The organism is Rhodococcus sp. IEGM 1381 (genome assembly GCF_030056795.1).
Taxonomy (GTDB): Bacteria; Actinomycetota; Actinomycetes; order Mycobacteriales; family Mycobacteriaceae; genus Rhodococcoides.
The window spans coordinates 190,564-208,602 of record NZ_JASHKQ010000004.1 but is presented as its reverse complement, the minus strand read 5'-3'; the positions used below and the strand labels follow the sequence as shown (position 1 = coordinate 208,602).

Annotated in this window: 16 protein-coding genes; 7 read left to right on the top strand and 9 right to left on the bottom strand. The window is 65.5% G+C overall.

The annotated features are described in order from the left end of the window. The first annotated feature begins 3 nt into the window (after window positions 1–3). Window positions 4–1,530, top strand: a complete 1,527-nt coding sequence (locus tag QM797_RS14320) for a TldD/PmbA family protein (RefSeq protein WP_283276281.1) — start codon at window positions 4–6, stop codon at window positions 1,528–1,530. Next, on the top strand, window positions 1,527–2,927 hold the full coding sequence (locus tag QM797_RS14315; RefSeq protein ID WP_283276280.1) for a metallopeptidase TldD-related protein: 1,401 nt from the start codon (window positions 1,527–1,529) through the stop codon (window positions 2,925–2,927). Before QM797_RS14320 ends, QM797_RS14315 begins: the two co-directional genes overlap by 4 nt. 12 nt (window positions 2,928–2,939) lie before the next feature. Here QM797_RS14315 and QM797_RS14310 read toward each other — a convergent pair whose 3' ends face one another. The 3 genes from QM797_RS14310 to cobN form a co-directional block, all read right to left on the bottom strand. Further along, on the bottom strand, window positions 2,940–3,365 hold the full coding sequence (locus tag QM797_RS14310) for a VOC family protein (protein WP_371833849.1): 426 nt from the start codon (window positions 3,363–3,365) through the stop codon (window positions 2,940–2,942). An 86-nt stretch (window positions 3,366–3,451) separates the two neighbouring features. Then, window positions 3,452–3,832 carry a PPOX class F420-dependent oxidoreductase gene (locus QM797_RS14305; RefSeq protein WP_283276278.1) on the bottom strand — a complete coding sequence of 127 codons (381 nt, stop codon included), beginning with the start codon at window positions 3,830–3,832 and terminating at the stop codon, window positions 3,452–3,454. Window positions 3,833–3,850: 18 nt separating this feature from the next. After that, window positions 3,851–7,456 (bottom strand): cobaltochelatase subunit CobN, encoded by a 3,606-nt coding sequence (gene cobN / locus QM797_RS14300; RefSeq protein WP_283276277.1) that lies wholly within the window; start codon window positions 7,454–7,456, stop codon window positions 3,851–3,853. A gap of 231 nt (window positions 7,457–7,687) precedes the next feature. Between cobN and cobG the strand changes: the two genes are divergently transcribed. Genes cobG through QM797_RS14285 form a run of 3 tightly spaced genes read left to right on the top strand, consistent with a single transcriptional unit; the run spans window position 7,688 to window position 10,986 of the window. Next, window positions 7,688–8,818 carry a precorrin-3B synthase gene (gene cobG, locus QM797_RS14295; RefSeq protein WP_283276276.1) on the top strand — a complete coding sequence of 377 codons (1,131 nt, stop codon included), beginning with the start codon at window positions 7,688–7,690 and terminating at the stop codon, window positions 8,816–8,818. 54 nt (window positions 8,819–8,872) lie between these two features. Then, the gene (locus QM797_RS14290; RefSeq protein ID WP_283276275.1) at window positions 8,873–9,499 is read left to right on the top strand and encodes a precorrin-8X methylmutase; all 627 of its coding nucleotides are present in this window, start codon (window positions 8,873–8,875) and stop codon (window positions 9,497–9,499) included. Continuing rightward, a complete protein-coding gene (locus tag QM797_RS14285; protein WP_283276274.1) occupies window positions 9,496–10,986 on the top strand; it encodes a precorrin-2 C(20)-methyltransferase in 1,491 nt (496 codons plus the stop codon). Before QM797_RS14290 ends, QM797_RS14285 begins: the two co-directional genes overlap by 4 nt. Here QM797_RS14285 and QM797_RS14280 read toward each other — a convergent pair. The 3 genes from QM797_RS14280 to dprE2 are packed head-to-tail and all read right to left on the bottom strand — an operon-like array spanning window position 10,972 to window position 13,699. After that, a complete protein-coding gene (locus QM797_RS14280; protein ID WP_502942345.1) occupies window positions 10,972–11,733 on the bottom strand; it encodes a cobalt-precorrin-6A reductase in 762 nt (253 codons plus the stop codon). The two genes, QM797_RS14285 and QM797_RS14280, sit on opposite strands and share 15 nt — an antisense overlap. Further along, complete coding sequence (gene cbiE / locus QM797_RS14275) at window positions 11,712–12,968, bottom strand: precorrin-6y C5,15-methyltransferase (decarboxylating) subunit CbiE (protein ID WP_283276272.1); 1,257 nt, start codon at window positions 12,966–12,968, stop codon at window positions 11,712–11,714. The genes QM797_RS14280 and cbiE overlap by 22 nt, the downstream gene beginning before the upstream one ends. Continuing rightward, on the bottom strand, window positions 12,941–13,699 hold the full coding sequence (gene dprE2 / locus QM797_RS14270; protein ID WP_283276271.1) for a decaprenylphospho-beta-D-erythro-pentofuranosid-2-ulose 2-reductase: 759 nt from the start codon (window positions 13,697–13,699) through the stop codon (window positions 12,941–12,943). Before dprE2 ends, cbiE begins: the two co-directional genes overlap by 28 nt. Window positions 13,700–13,763: 64 nt before the next feature. Between dprE2 and QM797_RS14265 the strand changes: the two genes are divergently transcribed. Further along, the gene (locus QM797_RS14265) at window positions 13,764–14,177 is read left to right on the top strand and encodes a TIGR03618 family F420-dependent PPOX class oxidoreductase (protein ID WP_283276270.1); all 414 of its coding nucleotides are present in this window, start codon (window positions 13,764–13,766) and stop codon (window positions 14,175–14,177) included. A gap of 19 nt (window positions 14,178–14,196) precedes the next feature. On the opposite strand, the gene QM797_RS14260 is transcribed toward QM797_RS14265, so the two are convergent. Then, window positions 14,197–14,787 carry a nucleotidyltransferase family protein gene (locus tag QM797_RS14260; RefSeq protein WP_283276269.1) on the bottom strand — a complete coding sequence of 197 codons (591 nt, stop codon included), beginning with the start codon at window positions 14,785–14,787 and terminating at the stop codon, window positions 14,197–14,199. Then, window positions 14,784–15,926 (bottom strand): M24 family metallopeptidase, encoded by a 1,143-nt coding sequence (locus tag QM797_RS14255; RefSeq protein WP_283276268.1) that lies wholly within the window; start codon window positions 15,924–15,926, stop codon window positions 14,784–14,786. The genes QM797_RS14260 and QM797_RS14255 overlap by 4 nt, the downstream gene beginning before the upstream one ends. Before the next feature lie 27 nt (window positions 15,927–15,953). Here QM797_RS14255 and QM797_RS14250 point away from each other — a divergent pair, with 27 nt between their 5' ends. Next, window positions 15,954–16,931 carry a 5'-3' exonuclease gene (locus QM797_RS14250; protein WP_283276267.1) on the top strand — a complete coding sequence of 326 codons (978 nt, stop codon included), beginning with the start codon at window positions 15,954–15,956 and terminating at the stop codon, window positions 16,929–16,931. Between the two features lie 17 nt (window positions 16,932–16,948). Here the strand turns inward: QM797_RS14250 and QM797_RS14245 are convergent, their stop codons facing one another. Further along, entirely contained in the window at window positions 16,949–17,923 is a 975-nt protein-coding gene (locus QM797_RS14245; RefSeq protein WP_283276266.1) for a DUF4333 domain-containing protein, read from the bottom strand. Window positions 17,924–18,039 lie beyond the last annotated feature (116 nt).

Genomic DNA, 18,039 nt, shown 5'->3' with positions numbered 1-18,039 from the left:
GCAGTGACGAGACAACCGGATCGGTCGGTCGACGCCGACTTCCTGGCCCTGCCCCTGCAGGACCTCGCGGATGCCGCACTGAGCTCAGCACGCTCGGCCGGAGCCACCCACGCCGATGTGCGCGTGCAGCGATTGACTACACAGTCGATCTCGCTGCGCGACGGCTCGGTTCAGTCCTCGGTCGATGCCGGTGAGATCGGCCTCGCCGTGCGGGTGGTGGTCGACGGGACCTGGGGTTTCGCCTCCCATGCTGAACTCGGCACCGACGCAGCTTCCGAGACAGCCCGTAAGGCGGTCGAGGTGGCAACTGCACTGCGTGCGCTCAATCGCGAACGGGTGGAACTCGCGTACGAGCCGGCCTACTCCGACGCGACCTGGGTATCGGACTACGACATCGATCCGTTCGAGGTACCCACTGCCGACAAGGTGGGGCTGCTCGCGGAGTACTCGTCTCGCCTGGCCGCGTCGGACGGCGTGGACCACGTCACCGCTTCGGTGCTACAGGTCAAAGAGCAGTCTTTCTACGCCGATCTGGCCGGCAGTAGCATTACCCAGCAGCGAGTTCGCCTGCATCCCCAGTTCGAGGCAACAACCGTCGACCGGTCCATCGGTGCTTTCGAAACCATGCGCACCCTTGCGCCACCGGTGGGACGTGGTTGGGAGTACCTCGGTGGAGCCAGCACTTGGGACTGGGCCGACGAGTTGGCCCGGATCCCCGAATGGCTGGCAGAGAAGGTGAAGGCACCGACCGTGGTGGCCGGACCGACCGACCTCGTCATCGACCCGACCAATCTGTGGCTGACCATTCACGAATCCATCGGGCATGCAACAGAATACGATCGAGCCATCGGTTACGAGGCGGCATACGCAGGCACCTCCTTCGCGACGCCGGACCAGCTGGGGACGTTGCGCTACGGATCGCCGATCATGCATGTGACTGCCGATCGGACCGAAGTCAACGGACTGGCCAGTATCGGTTACGACGACGACGGAGTGGCCTCGCAAAAGTGGGATCTGGTCCGCGACGGGACACTGGTCGGTTATCAGCTCGATCGTGTCTTCGCCCCCAGGCTCGGGCTGGAGCGGTCCAACGGGTGCGCATACGCAGATTCTCCACATCACGTGCCGATCCAACGTATGGCGAACGTGTCGTTGCAGCCGGACCCGAACGCCGACCGAACGACTGCCGACCTCATCGGTGCGGTGGAGGACGGCCTGTATGTCGTCGGCGACAAGTCCTGGTCGATCGACATGCAGCGGTACAACTTCCAGTTCACCGGACAACGCTTCTATCGCATTCGCAACGGCGTGCTCGACGGCCAGGTGCGCGATGTTGCGTATCAGGCGACCACCACTGAATTCTGGGGTTCGATGGAGCTGCTCGGCGGACCGTCCACCTGGCGGCTGGGCGGTGCCTTCAACTGCGGCAAGGCGCAGCCCGGCCAGGTTGCCGCCGTCAGCCACGGATGCCCGTCAGCGCTGTTCCGCGGCGTCAACGTCCTCAATACCCGATCGGAGGCAGGACGATGATCGCGCCGCAGCTCGTGATCGAGCGCGCACTCGCCTGCGCGAGTGTCGACGACACGATCGTGATCGTCACCGATTCCAGCGACGCAACACTGCGGTGGGCCGGAAACTCGATGACCACCAACGGAATAGCGACCTCGCGGCGCTGGGAGGTGGTCTCTGTCGTGCGAGAGGCGACCTCTGTTCGAGCCAGGAGTGGAGCCAGCGGAACGACCGTTCGAGTGGGCACTGTGTCGTCGACGAGTGTCGACCCGGGCGACATCGAGGCCGTGGTCCGCGCGAGCGAAGCGGCGGCGCGATCGGCAGAGCCCGCCGACGACGCGATGCCCTTGCTGCCGGGAGAGTCGGCCTCGGACCCTCGAGACTGGGACCGCCGAGCGCAACACACGTCGATCGATGTGTTCGGCTCACTGGCAACGGAATTGAACGTCGGGTTCGACGGTCGCGACGCCCTGTACGGATTCGCCCAGCATCGGGTCGACAACGTCTGGCTCGGCACCTCGACCGGCCTGCGTCGTACGTTCACGCAGCCGACCGGATCGATCGAGATAAACGGCAAACGATCCGGGGCCAGCGCCTGGGTCGGTACCGGCACCACGGACTTTCGGGATGTGTCGGCCCAGAACATGTTGGACGAGCTGTCCACCCGGCTCGGCTGGGCACAGAACACCGTCGAGATGCCGGCCGGACGATACGAGACGCTGCTGCCACCGTCGGCAGTGGCCGATCTGATGATCTACCTGATGTGGACCATGGAGGGTCGTGGCGCGCAGGAAGGCCGAACTGCGCTTTCGGGCGTAGGCGGAACGCGAGTGGGCGAGAAGCTCACCGCTCTGCCGCTCACGTTGTACTCGGATCCGCGCGCGGACGGTCTCGAATACGCGCCGTTCGTGGTGGCGGGCTCGTCCAGCGACTCGGTGTCGGTGTTCGACAACGGGATGAACATCGAGCGCGTCGACTGGGTACGCGACGGATCGGTCTCTGCTCTTGCCTATCCGCGCGCGTCGGCCGGGAAATACGGAGCTCCTGTAGCGGTGCCGGGCGAGAACCTGGTCATGAAGGGCGGCACGGGTGCCGGCCTCGACGAGATGGTGGCAAGCACCGAACGCGGACTGCTGTTGACGACGCTCTGGTACATCCGCGAGGTCGATCCGACCTCACTGCTTCTCACCGGACTGACCCGAGATGGCGTGTACGCCATCGAGAACGGTCGAATCGCCGGTGCTGTAAACAACTTTCGGTTCAACGAAAGCCCGCTGGATCTGCTGCGCCGCGTCACCGAAGCGGGTGCAACGGAGGCGACACTGCCGCGCGAGTGGAAGGACTGGTTCACTCGCACGGCCATGCCGCCGCTGCGCATTCCCGATTTTCACATGTCGTCGGTCAGCGCCGCTCAGTGAAGTCGGTCCGGGCTACTTGTCTGGTCCGGAGAGCTCGAGCGCGATGTTGTCCGGGTCGCGGAACTCCACGATGGACAGCCCGGGCCCGGCGTCCTTGATGCCTTCGTGGGCGATGCCCAGCTCGTCGAGCGTCTTCACGGCATCCTCGAGTGCGGCCCGCGTGTCCACGGTGAAGCTCAGGTGATCGAGCCCGCAGCGGTCTTCACCGAAAGTGTCGTCGCTCGGTGCAACCGGACGCAGGCCGAGCAGTCCCCCGCCGAACTTGTAGATGACTCCACCGAACAGGAACCACAGCGCCTTCTTGGTCTCCTCGTCGGCGTCGGGATCCCAGGCGTAGGCGACCTCGAAGCCGAACACCGAGTCGTAGAACGACCTCGATCGCTCGATGTCGCGAACGGTGAGACGGACGTGGTTGTAGTCGGTCACTGCAATAGGCACGTGGTACTCCATTCCGGCAGCAGGGGAAGCTACCTCGTGAAGTATTCGGAACCGCGCATACAAGCGATGGTGCCGATGTGTCGATTTCAGGCCGCGGTGATGGACAGCCCGACCGAGCCGCTCTTTCCGCGACGCAGCACGCTTCCCTTCACGGTGAGCCAGCCCAGGATTCCGTACTTCGAGGCGACAGCTGAGCGGGCATTCTCGGTGCCGGTCGCGTCGAGAATCTCGGCGGTGCCGTCCACTGCGTCGCCCTGCGGATTGCCGCGCATGTCGCACGGCGCAATGGTCACCTTCGCGTTGCGGCGAATGCGTTTGACCTTCCACGAATCGGCAACCGTCCACATGAGCAGTCGGTCTCCGTCGAGGGCACCCCACAGCGGAGTCGGCACGCCGGTGCCGTCCTTCTTGAACGTCGTCAGTAGTACGTACTTGCCTCTGGCAATGGTGTCGAACGTGGCGGCCATACGGCTCAGAGTACGTCGCTACTCCCCTTCGAGCTCGCCCTCCGTCTCGAGGTAGACCTGGCGCAACCCGTCGAGAACCTGCTCGTTCGGCTCGGCCCACATCTTTCGTTCCACTGCCTCGAGCAGGCGCTCGGCGATGCCGTGCAGTGCCCAGGGATTCGACTGCTGCATGAACTTCTGGTTCTGCTCGTCGAGCACGTACGTTTCGGCCAGCTTCTCGTACATCCAGTCCTGCACGACGTCCGTGGTGGCGTCGTAGCCGAACAGGTAGTCCACCGTCGCCGCCATCTCGAACGCGCCCTTGTAGCCGTGCCTGCGCATGGCTTCGAGCCACTTGGGGTTCACCACGCGGGCACGGAACACCCGGGCGGTCTCCTCCGAGAGGGTGCGGGTGCGCACCGATTCCGGACGCGTGCTGTCGCCGATGTACGCCTCGGGCGACTTTCCGGTCAGCGCTCGCACGGTCGCCACCATGCCGCCGTGGTACTGGAAGTAGTCGTCGGAATCGGCGATGTCGTGCTCGCGTGTGTCGGTGTTCTTGGCGGCAACGGCGATGCGCTTGTACGCGGTGCGCATATCGTCCGACGCAGGGACGCCATCGAGGCCGCGGCCGTACGCGAAGCCGCCCCAGGTGGTGTAGACCTGCGCCAGGTCGTCGTCGCTGCGCCACGTCTTGCTGTCGATCAACTGGAGCAGCCCGGCACCGTAGGTCCCCGGCTTGGATCCGAAAATCCTAGTTGTGGAACGTCTTTCGTCACCGTGTTCAGCGAGGTCGGCCTGCGCGTGTGCGCGGACGTAGTTCTGCTCGGGCTCCTCGTCCAAGGCGGCGACCATCCGTACCGCGTCGTCGAGCAGGGCCAGCACGTGGGGGAACGCGTCGCGGAAGAAGCCACTGATTCGGACCGTGACGTCGATACGAGGACGGCCGAGCTCGCCGAGATCGATCACTTCGAGCCGAGTGACCCGGCGTGACGCTTCGTCCCATACAGGCGACACGCCCAGCAGCGCGAAGACCTCGGCAATGTCGTCGCCGGACGTTCGCATGGCCGACGTTCCCCACACCGACAGTCCCACCGATTTCGGCCACTCGCCGTGATCCTGGCGGTACCGAGCGAGCAGTGATTCGGCCATCGCCTGTCCGGTTTCCCACGCCAGTTTCGACGGCACGGCCTTCGGGTCGACGGAATAGAAATTGCGCCCGGTGGGCAGGACATTGATCAGTCCGCGCAGCGGTGAACCGCTCGGCCCTGCCGCGATGAACCCGCCGTCGAGAGCGTGCAGTACCTGCTCGATCTCGCGTGACGTTCCGCGCAGACGCGGTACGACCTCGGCAGCAGCGAATTTCAATATCTCTGCGACCACGTCACCGTGTTCGCCTGCCACGCGCTCGGCCTCGTCCGGATTCCACTGCGTGGCCTGCATGGCCGCGACCAGCCCGTGCGCCACGGCCTCGATGCTGTCGACGCGCGTGCGGTCCTCGTCGCCGTCCTCGCTGAGGCCGAGAGCTTCGCGAAGTCCGGGGACCGTCTGTTCCCCGCCCCACATCTGCCGAGCGCGCAGCATCGCCAGCACCAGTTCGACCTCGGCGTCGCCGACGGGTTCCTGGCCCAGGATGTGCAGTCCGTCGCGAATCTGCACGTCCTTGATCTCGCACAGCCAACCGTCGACGTTGAGCAGCATGTCGTCGAATACTTCTTCGTCGGGGCGCTCCGCGAGTCCGAGGTCCTTGTGCATCTGGGCCGCCGTCATCAGGGTCCAGATCTGCTGGCGAATTGCGGGCAGCTTGGCCGGATCGAGTGCCGAGATATTCGCGTGCTCATCGAGCAACTGCTCGAGCCGCGAGATGTCCCCGTAGCTCTCCGCGCGCGCCATCGGCGGAATCAGGTGATCCACCAGAGTGGCATGCGCTCGACGCTTGGCCTGGGTGCCCTCCCCCGGATCGTTGACGAGGAAGGGATAGATCAGCGGCAGATCGCCCAGGGCCGCATCGGTTCCGCAGGAGGCGGACATGCCGAGCGTCTTGCCCGGCAACCATTCGAGATTGCCGTGCTTGCCCAGATGGACCATCGCATCCGCACCGAAACCGCCGTCTGCCTCGGTAGCCGAGATCCATCGGTAGGCCGCCAGGTAGTGATGGCTCGGCGGAAGATCCGGGTCGTGGTAGATCGCGACGGGCTTCTCGCCGAACCCGCGCGGCGGCTGAACCATGATCACCACATTGCCGAATTGCATTGCGGCGATGACAATCTCACCGTTCGGATCCGCAGAGCGATCGACATAGAGCTCGCCCGGTGCCGGGCCCCAATGCTCGATCACGCCGTCACGCAGATCCGCAGGGAGCTGCTCGAACCAGGTTCGATACCGCGCCGCCGAGATGCGAATGGGGTTGCCCTCGAGCTGAGCGTCGGTGAGCCAGTTGGGATCCTGCCCACCGCGGGCAATCAGTGCGTGAATGAGCGCATCACCGTCGCGAGCAGCCAGACCGGGCACCGAATCCGGGCCGTCGAGCGGGCCGAGGTCGTATCCGGCAGTGCGCATGTCCGACATCAACGCGATTGCGCTGGCCGGGGTGTCGAGGCCGACGGCGTTACCGATCCGCGCATGCTTGGTGGGATAGGCCGAGAACATCAGAGCGATGCGGCGGTCGGCGGCCGGGATATGTCCCAGCCGCGCGTGGCGAACGGCGATGCCGGCGACGCGTGCTGCTCGCTCGTGGTCCGGAACGTACGTGGTCAGGCCGTCATCGTCGATCTCCTTGAACGAGAACGGAACCGTGATGAGACGGCCGTCGAACTCCGGGACGGCAACCTGGGTGGCCACGTCCAGTGGCGACAGTCCGTCGTCGTTCTCGGACCACGTCGCGCGTGAACTCGTCAGGCACAGACCCTGCAGAATCGGAACGTCGAGCGCCGCGAGTTCGGCGACGTCCCAGGCCTCGTCGTCGCCGCCCGCCGACGCCCCGGCAGGTTTGGTCCCGCCCGCTGCCAGCACCGTCACGATCAGGGCATCCGCCGACTTCAGGGTCTCGAGCAGGTCGGACTCCGCCGTGCGCAACGACGCACAGTAGATCGGAAGGGCCGTGGCACCGGCGTTCTCGACTGCGGCGGCGAGGGCATCGATGTACGTGGTGTTTCCGGCCAAATGCTGGGCGCGGTAGTAGAGGATCGCCACCGTCGGACCGTCGGAGTGTGGGGTCGAGTTCCGTTCGAGATGCCCCCAGGTCGGCAGGTGCCGCGGAGCATCGAAACCGTGACCGGTCAGCAACACGGTGTCGGAGAGGAAGTTGTACAGCTGACGCAGGTTGTCCGACCCGCCCTCGGCCAGGTAGTTGTGTGCTTGCGCGGCGACATTGGCCGGCACCGTCGAGATCTCCATCAGATCCGCATCCGGTGCCTGCTCACCGCCGAGAACGACAACCGGAAGCCCGGTGGCGAGTACGGCGTCGATGCCCGCCTCCCACGAGCGGCGCGATCCGAGAATGCGCACGAGGATCAGCTCGGCCGATTCGGCCATCGACGGAATGTCCTGCGCCAGTAGGCGAGATGGGTTGCCCCAGGTGAAGTCGGCTCCACTGGCACGGGCACTGAGCAGATCTGTGTCCGACGTGGACAGCAACAAGAACACGGGTAACGCCCTCCTCGGGGGTTTTCGCGCCCCTGACCTCGGTGAATCTTCTCTTCGGTTCGTCGGCGAGAGGGTCTGACTCCGGCCCGTGCACCCGAAGTGCAGGGCCGTTACAGTGGCGCGACCGTACCGGATTCTCGCCGGTTTCCTCTCGGCCTGAGCCGTGTCGAAAGAATGCTACCGGTGCGAGCGGCACATCGGTCCACCCGTCGCGCTTGTAACCTGGTGAACATGAGTTCGCCTGACAGGTCGGTGCCCGACGGCTGCCCGGGAGCGCTGACGACGCACCTCGCTGCGGACGGTCCACTCGCGCGGATCAGGCTGCCGGGTGGCCTGGTGCTGCCGCTACAGATGCAGGTCCTGGCGCGGGCCGCGGAGGAACTCGGCGACGGGACGGTGGAGCTGACTTCTCGGGGGAACGTCCAGCTGCGGGCGGTCTCGGACCCGCTCGCCCTGGCGAGCAGGTTGGCCGACGCCGGATTGCTACCGTCCGCAACGCACGAGCGTGTGCGCAATATCCTCGCCTCACCACTCTCGGGACGGGTCGGCGGTCTCGCGGACGTGCGTGCGCTCGTCCGCGAGCTGGACGAAGAACTCTGCGCGCGTCGCGACCTGGCCGAACTGCCGGGACGAACGCTGTTCGCCCTCGACGACGGGCGCGGCGACATGGGTGGACTCGAACCGGATTTCGGTGCGTACGCCCAGTCCGACGGGTCGTACGCGCTGCTGCTCGCGGGCCGGGACAGCGGCGTTCGAGTGGAGCGAGACAGCGTGGTGCCGACGCTGCTGAACTGCGCCGCAGCTTTCGTGGAACTGCGAGAATCCGAATGGCGGTTGGCCGAAGTCGACAACGGCGTTGTTCGAATCGTCGAACTGCTCGGGCTCTCGGCAGGCACTGCGCTGCCGTTGCCCGCACCTGTCGAGGCACCATCGATCGGCTGGCTCGACCAGGACGACGGGCTGGTTGCGCTGGCCGCAGGACTTGCCAACGGCGTTATCGGCGCACGATTGGCCGAGTTCCTCGCCGCCATCGACCGACCGGTGATCGTGACTCCGTGGAGGTCGTTGATCGTGTGCGATCTGGACGAGGAGCCCGCCGAACAAGTTGTCCGGGTGCTGGCCCCGATGGGCCTGATCTTCGACGCGGAATCACCGTGGATCCGGGTGAGCGCGTGTACCGGATCGCCGGGCTGTGCGAAGTCGTTGGCCGATGTCCGATCCGACCTGGAGGCGGCGGTCGACGCCCGGATGACTCCGCGCGACGAGCGGCAACACTGGTCCGGGTGTGAGCGGCGCTGTGGGCGACCGAAAGGTGAGGTCACCGATGTGATCGCGACAGGAATCGGCTACCAGGTGTCCTGAGCACCCGGAGACCGGCTTCCGGCCGAGGGGTCCCTCTCCCCTATCGTGACACGCATGCACGACTACGTCCGCGACGGCGCGGAGATCTACCGACAATCGTTCGCGACCATCCGAGCGGAAGCAGATCTGTCTCGGTTCGCACCGGACGTTGCACAGGTCGTCGTGCGCATGATTCACGCGGTCGGAGAGATCGATCTGACCGAGACCATCGGTTACACCCCAGCAGTCGTGACCTCCGCTCGCGCGGCACTGAACTCGGGTGCGCCGATTCTGTGCGATGCCAACATGGTCGCCGCGGGCATCACTCGTCGCCGTCTTCCCGCCGACAACGAGGTGCTGTGCACCCTGTCCGATCCTCGGGTACCGGACTTGGCTCGGAGTATGGGCACCACGAGAACTGCTGCCGCGCTGGAGTTGTGGGGCGAGAAGCTCGACGGCGCCGTCGTCGCCATAGGAAACGCGCCGACCGCACTGTTCCACCTGATGGAGATGCTCGCGGCCGGGGCCCCGAAACCCGCAGCCATCGTCGGCGGCCCGGTCGGATTCATCGGCGCAGCGGAGTCGAAGGAAGATCTGATCGCAGCCGACCTCGGCGTGGAGTATCTGGTCGTCAGAGGCAGACGTGGTGGCAGCCCCATCACCGTCGCCGCGGTCAATGCCATTGCGAGCGAACAGGAATGAGCATCCTCGGCAAGTTGTGGGGAGTAGGAGTCGGCCCGGGTGACCCGGAGCTGTTGACCGTCAAGGCTGCTCGTGTCATCGCTGAGGCCGATGTCGTTGCATTCCACAGCGCTCGGCACGGCCGCAGTATCTCGCGCGCCCTCGCGGCGGGGTACATGCGTGACGGTCAACTCGAGGAGCACCTGGTGTACCCGGTGACCACCGAGGCGACGGCTCATCCCGGTGGGTATCAAGGGGCGATCGACGAATTCTACGAGTCCGCTGCCGCACGGCTCGCCGCGCATCTCGACGCCGGTCGGTCGGTTGCGCTTCTGGCCGAGGGCGATCCGCTGTTCTACAGCTCGTACATGCACATGCACAAACGCCTGGCGCACCGGTTCGAAGTCGAGGTGGTTCCCGGCGTGACCTCGGTCAGCGCTGCGTCGGCGGCGCTGGCAACTCCGCTGGTGGAGCGGGACGAGGTGCTGACCGTCCTCCCCGGAACACTGCCCACCGGCGAACTCATACGCCGACTACGCGGTACCGACGCTGCGGTCATCATGAAACTCGGGCGAACCTATCCGACGGTGCTCGAGGCGCTGGAACGATCGGGCAGGCTCGACGAGGCGCGATACGTAGAGCGGGCCAGCACACCCGAGCAACGCGTCCTCGATGCTGCCGACGCGGACGACGTCCCGTACTTCTCGATGATCGTGGTGCCGAGCCCCTCCAACCGAGCCGAGACGCCCGCCAGCACGGGCGAAGTGGTCGTCGTCGGCCTCGGTCCAGGTGACGATGCATGGACTACGGACGAGGTGCGGGCCGAGCTGGCCGCCGCCACCGATCTTGTCGGTTACATCACCTACATCGATCGGGTACCGCCGAGGCCCGGGCAGATACGGCACGCGAGCGACAACAAGGTCGAATCCGAACGCGCGGCGTTTGCCCTCGACCTCGCCAAGCAGGGACGCCGGGTCGCTGTGGTGTCCTCGGGCGATCCGGGTGTCTTCGCGATGGCGACCGCGGTCATAGAGGTTGCAGCCGAACAACAGTGGAGTTCGGTGCCGGTACGAGTGGTACCGGGAATGACCGCCGCGAACGCCGTCGCGAGCCGGGTGGGAGCACCCCTCGGCCACGACTACGCCGTTATATCGCTCTCCGACCGTCTCAAGCCTTGGAACGTGGTGGCCGGGCGTCTGTCGGCGGTCGCCGGAGCCGACATGGCGATCGCGATCTACAACCCCGCTTCGAAGTCGAGGACCTGGCAGGTTGCAGCCATGAAAGATCTTCTGCTCGAGCATCGTTCACCACAGACCCCGGTGGTGATCGGTCGCGCGGTGGGCAGCGTGCAGGAATCGGTGCGCACTGTGACGCTCGGAGAACTCGACCCCGAGTCGATCGATATGCGGTGTCTGCTCATCATCGGATCCTCGATGACCACGGTGGTGGAGACTGGAAGCGGTCCGAAAGTCTTCACCTCCCGGCGGTACCCATCAGCAGACGCGTAACCGATTCGCCAACCAGTCCACGGCGGTATCCACTTCGTACACGATCGGAGCCGAGGTCGGTGCCTCGGGACGCGCGATCATGAGGACCGGGATCGATGCTGCCCTCGCCGCATCGAGTTTGGCTCGAGTCATGTCGCCGCCGCTGTTCTTGGTGATCAGCAGGTCGATTCGGTTGTCTGCGAGCACCTTCGACTCGTGATCGATGTCGAACGGCCCACGACTGAGCTGCAGCGTCATGTGCGGTGGTACCCGATCGGTCGGAGGATCGATCGCCCTGACCAAAAACCACGAGTGATCGACACTGGCAAAATGGTGAACGCCCTGCCTTCCTGTCGTGAGGAACACCCGGCTGCCCGGGGTGATCGCCGCCGCCGCGTCGGGCAGCGACGGAACCGAGGTCCACCGATCGCCCTCGTCCTCTGCCCACGGTGGCCGCGTCAGCGCCAGGAGTGCGACCCCCGTTGCCGCGGTGGCATGCCCGGCGTGCGCTCCGATGGTGGATGCGAACGGGTGTGTCGCGTCCACCACTACGTCGATCGCGTTGTCTCGCAGCCACACCGCTAGGGCGGCAGGCCCACCGAACCCGCCGATTCGGGTCCGACCGATGGGCAGTATCGGCTGCGCGACCCGCCCGGCCAGTGAGGTGACGGTGTCGATGCCCCGTACCCGATCCAGCGCCGCCGCGAGCGCCCGCCCCTCTGTGGTACCGCCGAGAATCAGGACCTTCACGGTTTTATCGCACTCCATTGCGTGACCGGCAATTGTGGTCTCCACGTCGTGAATGCGCCCAACGGCTCACCGCGATAGATCTGGAATCTTCGGAGCTGTCCGCCGTACTCCGCCGCCGCGGTCAGCAACAACGAATCCGATTCTGCGGTCACCGAATTGGCGACCACTCGCCCACCGGAGCGTACTGCCTTCCAGCACGCCCCGAGCATGTCGGCACCGGTCAATCCACCTCCGATGAACACCGCGTCGGGCACCGCGTTCGCGGCCGAGACGCCTCCGAAGCTCTCGGGTGCCGCGTGCTGCACGATGAGTCCCGGAACTCCCAGGTGCAGTGCGTTGCGCTCGATTTGCTCACGACGCGCCTGCGAACTCTCGAACGTCACGGCGCGGCAGGATCTGTCGGTGCGCATCCATTCGATGGCAACGGTTCCCGATCCGCCTCCGATGTCCCACAACAATTCTCCGGGCGCAGGGGCCAACGCGCACAGGGTCAGTGCGCGAACCTCCTGCTTGGTCATCTGGCCGTCACCGGTGTATGCGGAATCGGCCAGGCCGGGGACGCGAGCGCGGCGGGGTGCGTCGGGATCTCTCACGCACTTCAGCGCAACGACATTGAGCGGGTCGACGCCCTCGAACGTCGAATCTCGAGCTCGACCGCGGACGACTCGTTCGGCCGGCCCGCCGAGTTGTTCGAGCACCGTCATCGCGGAGTCCCCGAACCCGTTGCCGGACAACATCCTCGCCACCTCACCCGGTGTACTGCTCCCCCGGCTCAACACGATCACGCGGCGACCGTCGGCCAGGTCCGGCAACAGTGTCTCGATCGGCGTGTTCACCAGCGACACCGTCGGGGTGTCCTGCAGTGCCCAGCCCAGTCGCGCGCACGCCAACGACACGGAGGACGGTGCCGGGTGCACGCGTAGTCGCTCGGCACCGAACTCGCGCGTCAACGTCACCCCGATGCCGTAGAACATCGGATCACCGCTGGCCAGCACGCAGACGAGTGACGCCTCGTAGGCGTCGAGCATCGACCGCAGATTCGGAAGCAACGGGCTCGGCCATGTCCTGGTCTCGGTGCAATGCGGCCGGACACTCGCAATCTGGCGGACGGAACCGAACACCACATCGGCCTCCTCGATGGCGTTGCGGGAGGTCGCAGGCAGCCCGTCCCAGCCGTCCGCGCCGATTCCTACGACGACTATCGGCCGGGGTGTCGGTACCGTCATCAGCGTGGCATCCTGCGCCAGAGCCATTGTGGCAGTAGACGCATGGCGAAGAAGACCGGGCGAAGAAGGCCGGGGATCCACACAGTGTTCCGTCGTTTGTGCAGTGCGGCCACGACGACGTCGGCGACCTGACCAGGGGTACTCGACATCGGTGCCGGGTCCATACCCTCGGTCATGGACCCGATGACGAACCCGGGACGGGCGAGCAACAGGTGTACTCCGCTGCCGTGCAACGAATCGCTCAGTCCGCTGGCGAATCCGTCGAGACCGGCTTTCGCGGACCCGTACACATAGTTGGCGCGGCGCACTCGTACACCCGCGACCGACGAGAACACGATCAGGTCGCCGGTGCCCTGCGCCCGAAGAAGTGTCGCGGCGTGAGTGAGTACGGAGACCTGCGCCAGGAAGTCCGTGGTGATGACGTCGAGTGCATGCTGGGCGTCGTTCTCGGCGCGCGCCTGGTCTCCGAGGATGCCGAAGGCGAGAACCACGATCCCTACCGGACCGTGTCGTCGGGCCACCTCGCGCAGGAATTCGGCGTGGGTGTCCATCGCGTTCGCGTCGAATTCGACAGTGTGAACGCCGTCCGCGCCTGCCTCGTGTACCCGGACTTGTTCTGCTGTCAGCTCGTTGCTGCGTCTCGCGGCCAGTACAACGGTTCGCCCGGGTGCCAGTCGGGTGGCGACTTCGAGCCCGATCTCGCTTCTTCCGCCCAACAGCAACAGCGTTCCGGGTGCGGGTTCTGCTCGTCTGCTCACGCCGATCAGTCTGGCCGATCGAACCCCGCTCGTGGTAGTCGGGGCACGTCACTACAGTCGGGTTATGGCCGCAACCCCCGCTGACGCGACTGCCCTCACCGACGACGCGCTCGAATTCCTCACCGAGCGGCATCTCGCCACACTGACCACGCTCCGACCGGACGGAACCCCGCACGTCGTTGCGGTCGGCTTCACGTACGACGCCGATGCTCGGATTGCGCGAGTCATCACCAACGACGTGTCACAGAAGGCGATCAACGCTGGCCGGGGAGCCTATGCCGCCGTGACTCAGATCGACGGTGCCCGCTGGCTGACCATGGAGGGACCGGCTTCGGTCCGCGGCGATCAAGATTCCGTTGTCGACGCCGAGAACCGTTACGCCCAGCGCTACCGCGTTCCGAGGGAGAATCCGACCCGGGTGGTCATCGAGATCCAGGTGCAACGGGTACTGGGTAGTCGTTCGCTGCTCAGCCGCTAGCGGGCCGCCGGCTCACGCGTCAGGCGAGGTCCACTGGCCAGGGCAGGACGGTCAAGTTAGGCCATTCCGTCGTCCAGCGGGCGGCTTTGGCCTCGTACACATGCTGCATCGGCACGCGCGGATTGGGCCGCACGATTCCGGCGAACAGATCCTCGAAACCGTGTGGCGCGTAGACGACATCTCCCCCGCCGGCATCGGTGGTGATTCCGAAACAGCACGTGGTGGACACGAAATGGTCGATCGCGTCCTCGGTGCTGTGAAACGGTGCGATCCGACTCCCGAAGTGCTGCTCGTACCACAGATGTACGCGTGCTTCGTTGCGCACTTCGACGTCCACCCCGAGGTCGGCGAAGAGCGAGGCCGCAGTCTCGATCGCCTCGTTCTCGGCGTCGTAGGACAGATCGGAGTCGTCGAAGTAGAAGAAGTCGTAATCACGAATTCCCGCCTGTGGATCCCGATCTGCCAGGTGGTTCCACACAGTCTGAAAGAGGCCACCCGCCGTCAGGTACCACCCGGGAAGTCCAAGTTGCGGGGCACGTCGAAGTATCTCGGCCACAGCAGGATTGGACCGGACGACCGATACGAACTCGGCCTCGTGCACAGTCGTCACACCGGAAGGACAGCCAGACCGTGGGGCCGAAGATTGACCGATTCACACCCATCTGCGGTCACCACGACGATGTCCTCGATACGCGCACCCCACTGTCCACGGAAGTAGATCCCCGGCTCGATGCTGAACGCCATCCCCTCGGTCAGGGTGATGTCGTTACCGGCAACGATGTACGGCTCCTCGTGCACCGACAGTCCGATTCCATGACCGGTGCGGTGCAGAAACGCCTCGCCCAGCCCGGCGTCCACCAGAACGTCGCGGGCCGCCGCATCGATGGACTGTGCCGTGACGCCCGGAACCACCGCATCGACAGCTGCTTGCTGCGCCCGCTCCAGCACCGCGTAGAGGCCCGCGATCTCCGCTGTCGGCTCGCCGAGACTGTAGGTGCGGGTCGAGTCGGAGTTGTATCCCGGCGCAACCGGCCCGCCGATGTCGATCACGACGATGTCGCCTGCCTCCACTACGCGGTCGGAGACCTCGTGGTGCGGATCGGCACCGTGTGGGCCGGACCCGACGATGATGAATTCGGGTGCAGTGTGCCCCTCTTCGACGATGGCGGCGGCTATGTCCGCAGCGATCTGCGCCTCGGTGCGGCCCACGCGAAGCCATTCCCCCATACGGGCGTGCACTCGATCGATGGCGTACCCGGCTCGCCGCAACGCGTCGATCTCGGCCTGGTCCTTGACCATCCGAAGTTCCCGGAGCACATCCGTGGCCAGCACCGGCACAGTTCCGAACACCTCGGCCAGCGGTACGAAGTGCAGCGCCGGCATCGCGTCGGCGACGGCTGTCTTCGTTCCGACCGGAACCGCTGCAGCCACCAGCGCGTACGGATCGACGCCATCCACCCAGTCGACGAGGTTCAGAGACAGATCCGCAGCCGCGGAATCGCCCAGCGCGGCCAGCTCGAGCCGTGGTACGACAACACTCGGAGTGCTGCCGTCGGCCGGCACGACCAGGGCGATGAGACGTTCGAACGAACTGGCCTTCGAGCCGATCAGATACTGCAGATCCGGACCTGGGGTGATCAGCAGCGCATCCAATCCCGCATCGGATGTCAGACGCGCAGCTCGCGCGAGCCGCGACGCGTAGACATCGCTGGAGAAACGTGAGGAACTGACCGAAGAATCGACACTCATGCCTTCAGGCTAGTGCCGTACGGCAAGATGAGCGCCATGACAGCCCCCGGAAAGTCGCCGTTGCTGCTTCTCGACGGTGCGAGCCTGTGGTTCAGGGCCTACTACGCACTGCCCGAGTCGATTACGGCCCCCGACGGACGACCCGTCAACGCCGTCCGCGGTTTCCTCGACATGATCTCGGCGCTGATCGCACGCACCGAACCCAGTCGGCTGGCCGTGTGCCTCGATCTGGACTGGCGACCGCAGTTCCGAGTGGACCTCGTGCCGTCTTACAAAGCGCACCGCGTGGCCGAGGCTGCCCCGGAGGTCGCCGAGAGCGAAGAGGTTCCGGAAACGTTGACTCCTCAGGTGGACATGATCATGGACGTTCTCGCCGCCCTGGGAATTGCGACGGCAGGCGCGGAGGGGCTGGAGGCAGACGACGTGCTGGGCACCTTGGCTGCGCGTGAGCGACAGGATCCGGTGGTCGTGGTCAGCGGAGACCGAGATCTGTTGCAGGTCGCGGCAGACGAACCGAACGAGGTTCGGGTGCTGTACGTGGGGCGAGGGTTGGCCAAGGCCGAATTGTTCGACCCCGCATTGGTTTCCGAACGCTACGGAGTTCCTCTGCACCGCGCAGGCGCGGCATACGCCGAGCTCGCACTGCTCAGAGGCGACGCCTCGGACGGCCTGCCGGGAGTGAAGGGCATCGGGGAGAAGACGGCCTCGACCCTGATGCTTCGGTACGAGTCGGTCGCTGCATTGCGTGACGCGGCGCTCGATCCGTCGTCGGACATGGCCAAGGGAATCCGTGCGAAGCTGGCCAACGCGAGCGACTACCTCGATGCGGCCCTTCCCGTCGTACGAGTGGTCACCGACGCCGACATCGTCTTGTCCAAGTCTGACGAGATCCCGGCCGAGCCCGCCGACGTCGACGCACTGAACGACCTTGCCGAGACCCTCGGAGTGCACAACGCCGTGGCTCGCCTCGTCACTGCGATGGCGGCCACGGCGCCGCGGAACTGACCGAGTAACCGAGGTGATTACTTGGGTAGGGAGACCTCGTAATTGGCGTCGTCGTCCAGGAAGGTCAACGTCACTTTTTTGAATGCTCCGTCGACCGTCAGGGTGCAATCGACACTGGCACCCTTCTTCACCTCGATGTCCTGAGGGCAGGAAACCCCGGAGACGTCGGACGCTCCGTAGGACTCGGTGACGACCTTACGGACGCCCTCCTGGGCGGCCGCAGTATCGAGCGTGGTCGAGCGGCCGAATGCCAAGAACGAGACCAGAGCGATCACCGCGACGACCGCAATGACGACACCCACGATGATCAGTGGTTTCTTCGACTGCGATCCGGCAGGCCGGGGGCCCTGCTGACCTGGTCCTTGCTGATTCGGATACTGCTGGTTCGGGTTCCACGGTTGCTGCCCGTACTGATCGGCACCGGGCTGATTCGCACCGTACTGGCCGGGACCGTACTGATTACCACCGAATTGCTGTGGGGCATAGGGATTCTGATAAGCCGGATCACCGGACGGCGGTGTGCCCGTCCCGGGATAGGGAGCGCCGTACTGCTGACCGGCCGGGTACTGATTGGTGGGATTCTGACCGGCCGGGGCCTGCGGATTCTGGCCTTGGGGAAACTGTCCTTGTGGGTACTGGCCCTGGGGGTAACCGCCCTGGGCGTACTGCCCTTGGGGGTACTGCCCCTGGGGGTAGCCGGCTTGCGGGTACTGGCCCTGTGGGTACTGACCGCTGGGCTGCGGTGAATTCTGCCCGTATGCGCCTGGCGCGGACTCTCCATACGGCGTGGTCGGCGCTGCGGGCGGCTGCCCGTACTGGCCCCATGCGGAGGGTGTCGGGGTCTGCGAATCCGGTGCAGGAGTGGAGGTGGAGCCTGTGGCATGACCAGGAGGCGCAGGAGATTCGGGAGTGTCTCTCGCGGCACCGTCCTGCTGGTCGGGTGTGCGCGACCAACTGTTGTCGGGGTCGGTCGGACCGTATGGGCCGCTCATCTCGCCTCCACTGAAATTTCGGATTCGTCGGGGGTACAGTAGCTCGACTGTGTGACGTCCCGCTGTACCGACCCGGCAGTCCGGTTCGCTTCCGCCGCATTGTTCTACGCCGGAGC

Coding starts and splice junctions, on each gene's coding strand:
- QM797_RS14315 (WP_283276280.1), top strand. CDS start 1,527: ATGATCGCGCCGCAGCTCGTGATCGAGCGCGCACTCGCCTGCGCGAGT.
- QM797_RS14305 (WP_283276278.1), bottom strand. CDS start 3,832: ATGGCCGCCACGTTCGACACCATTGCCAGAGGCAAGTACGTACTACTG.
- cobG (WP_283276276.1), top strand. CDS start 7,688: ATGAGTTCGCCTGACAGGTCGGTGCCCGACGGCTGCCCGGGAGCGCTG.
- QM797_RS14290 (WP_283276275.1), top strand. CDS start 8,873: ATGCACGACTACGTCCGCGACGGCGCGGAGATCTACCGACAATCGTTC.
- QM797_RS14285 (WP_283276274.1), top strand. CDS start 9,496: ATGAGCATCCTCGGCAAGTTGTGGGGAGTAGGAGTCGGCCCGGGTGAC.
- QM797_RS14280 (WP_502942345.1), bottom strand. CDS start 11,733: ATGGAGTGCGATAAAACCGTGAAGGTCCTGATTCTCGGCGGTACCACA.
- cbiE (WP_283276272.1), bottom strand. CDS start 12,968: ATGGCTCTGGCGCAGGATGCCACGCTGATGACGGTACCGACACCCCGG.
- QM797_RS14265 (WP_283276270.1), top strand. CDS start 13,764: ATGGCCGCAACCCCCGCTGACGCGACTGCCCTCACCGACGACGCGCTC.
- QM797_RS14255 (WP_283276268.1), bottom strand. CDS start 15,926: ATGAGTGTCGATTCTTCGGTCAGTTCCTCACGTTTCTCCAGCGATGTC.
- QM797_RS14250 (WP_283276267.1), top strand. CDS start 15,954: ATGAGCGCCATGACAGCCCCCGGAAAGTCGCCGTTGCTGCTTCTCGAC.
- QM797_RS14245 (WP_283276266.1), bottom strand. CDS start 17,923: ATGAGCGGCCCATACGGTCCGACCGACCCCGACAACAGTTGGTCGCGC.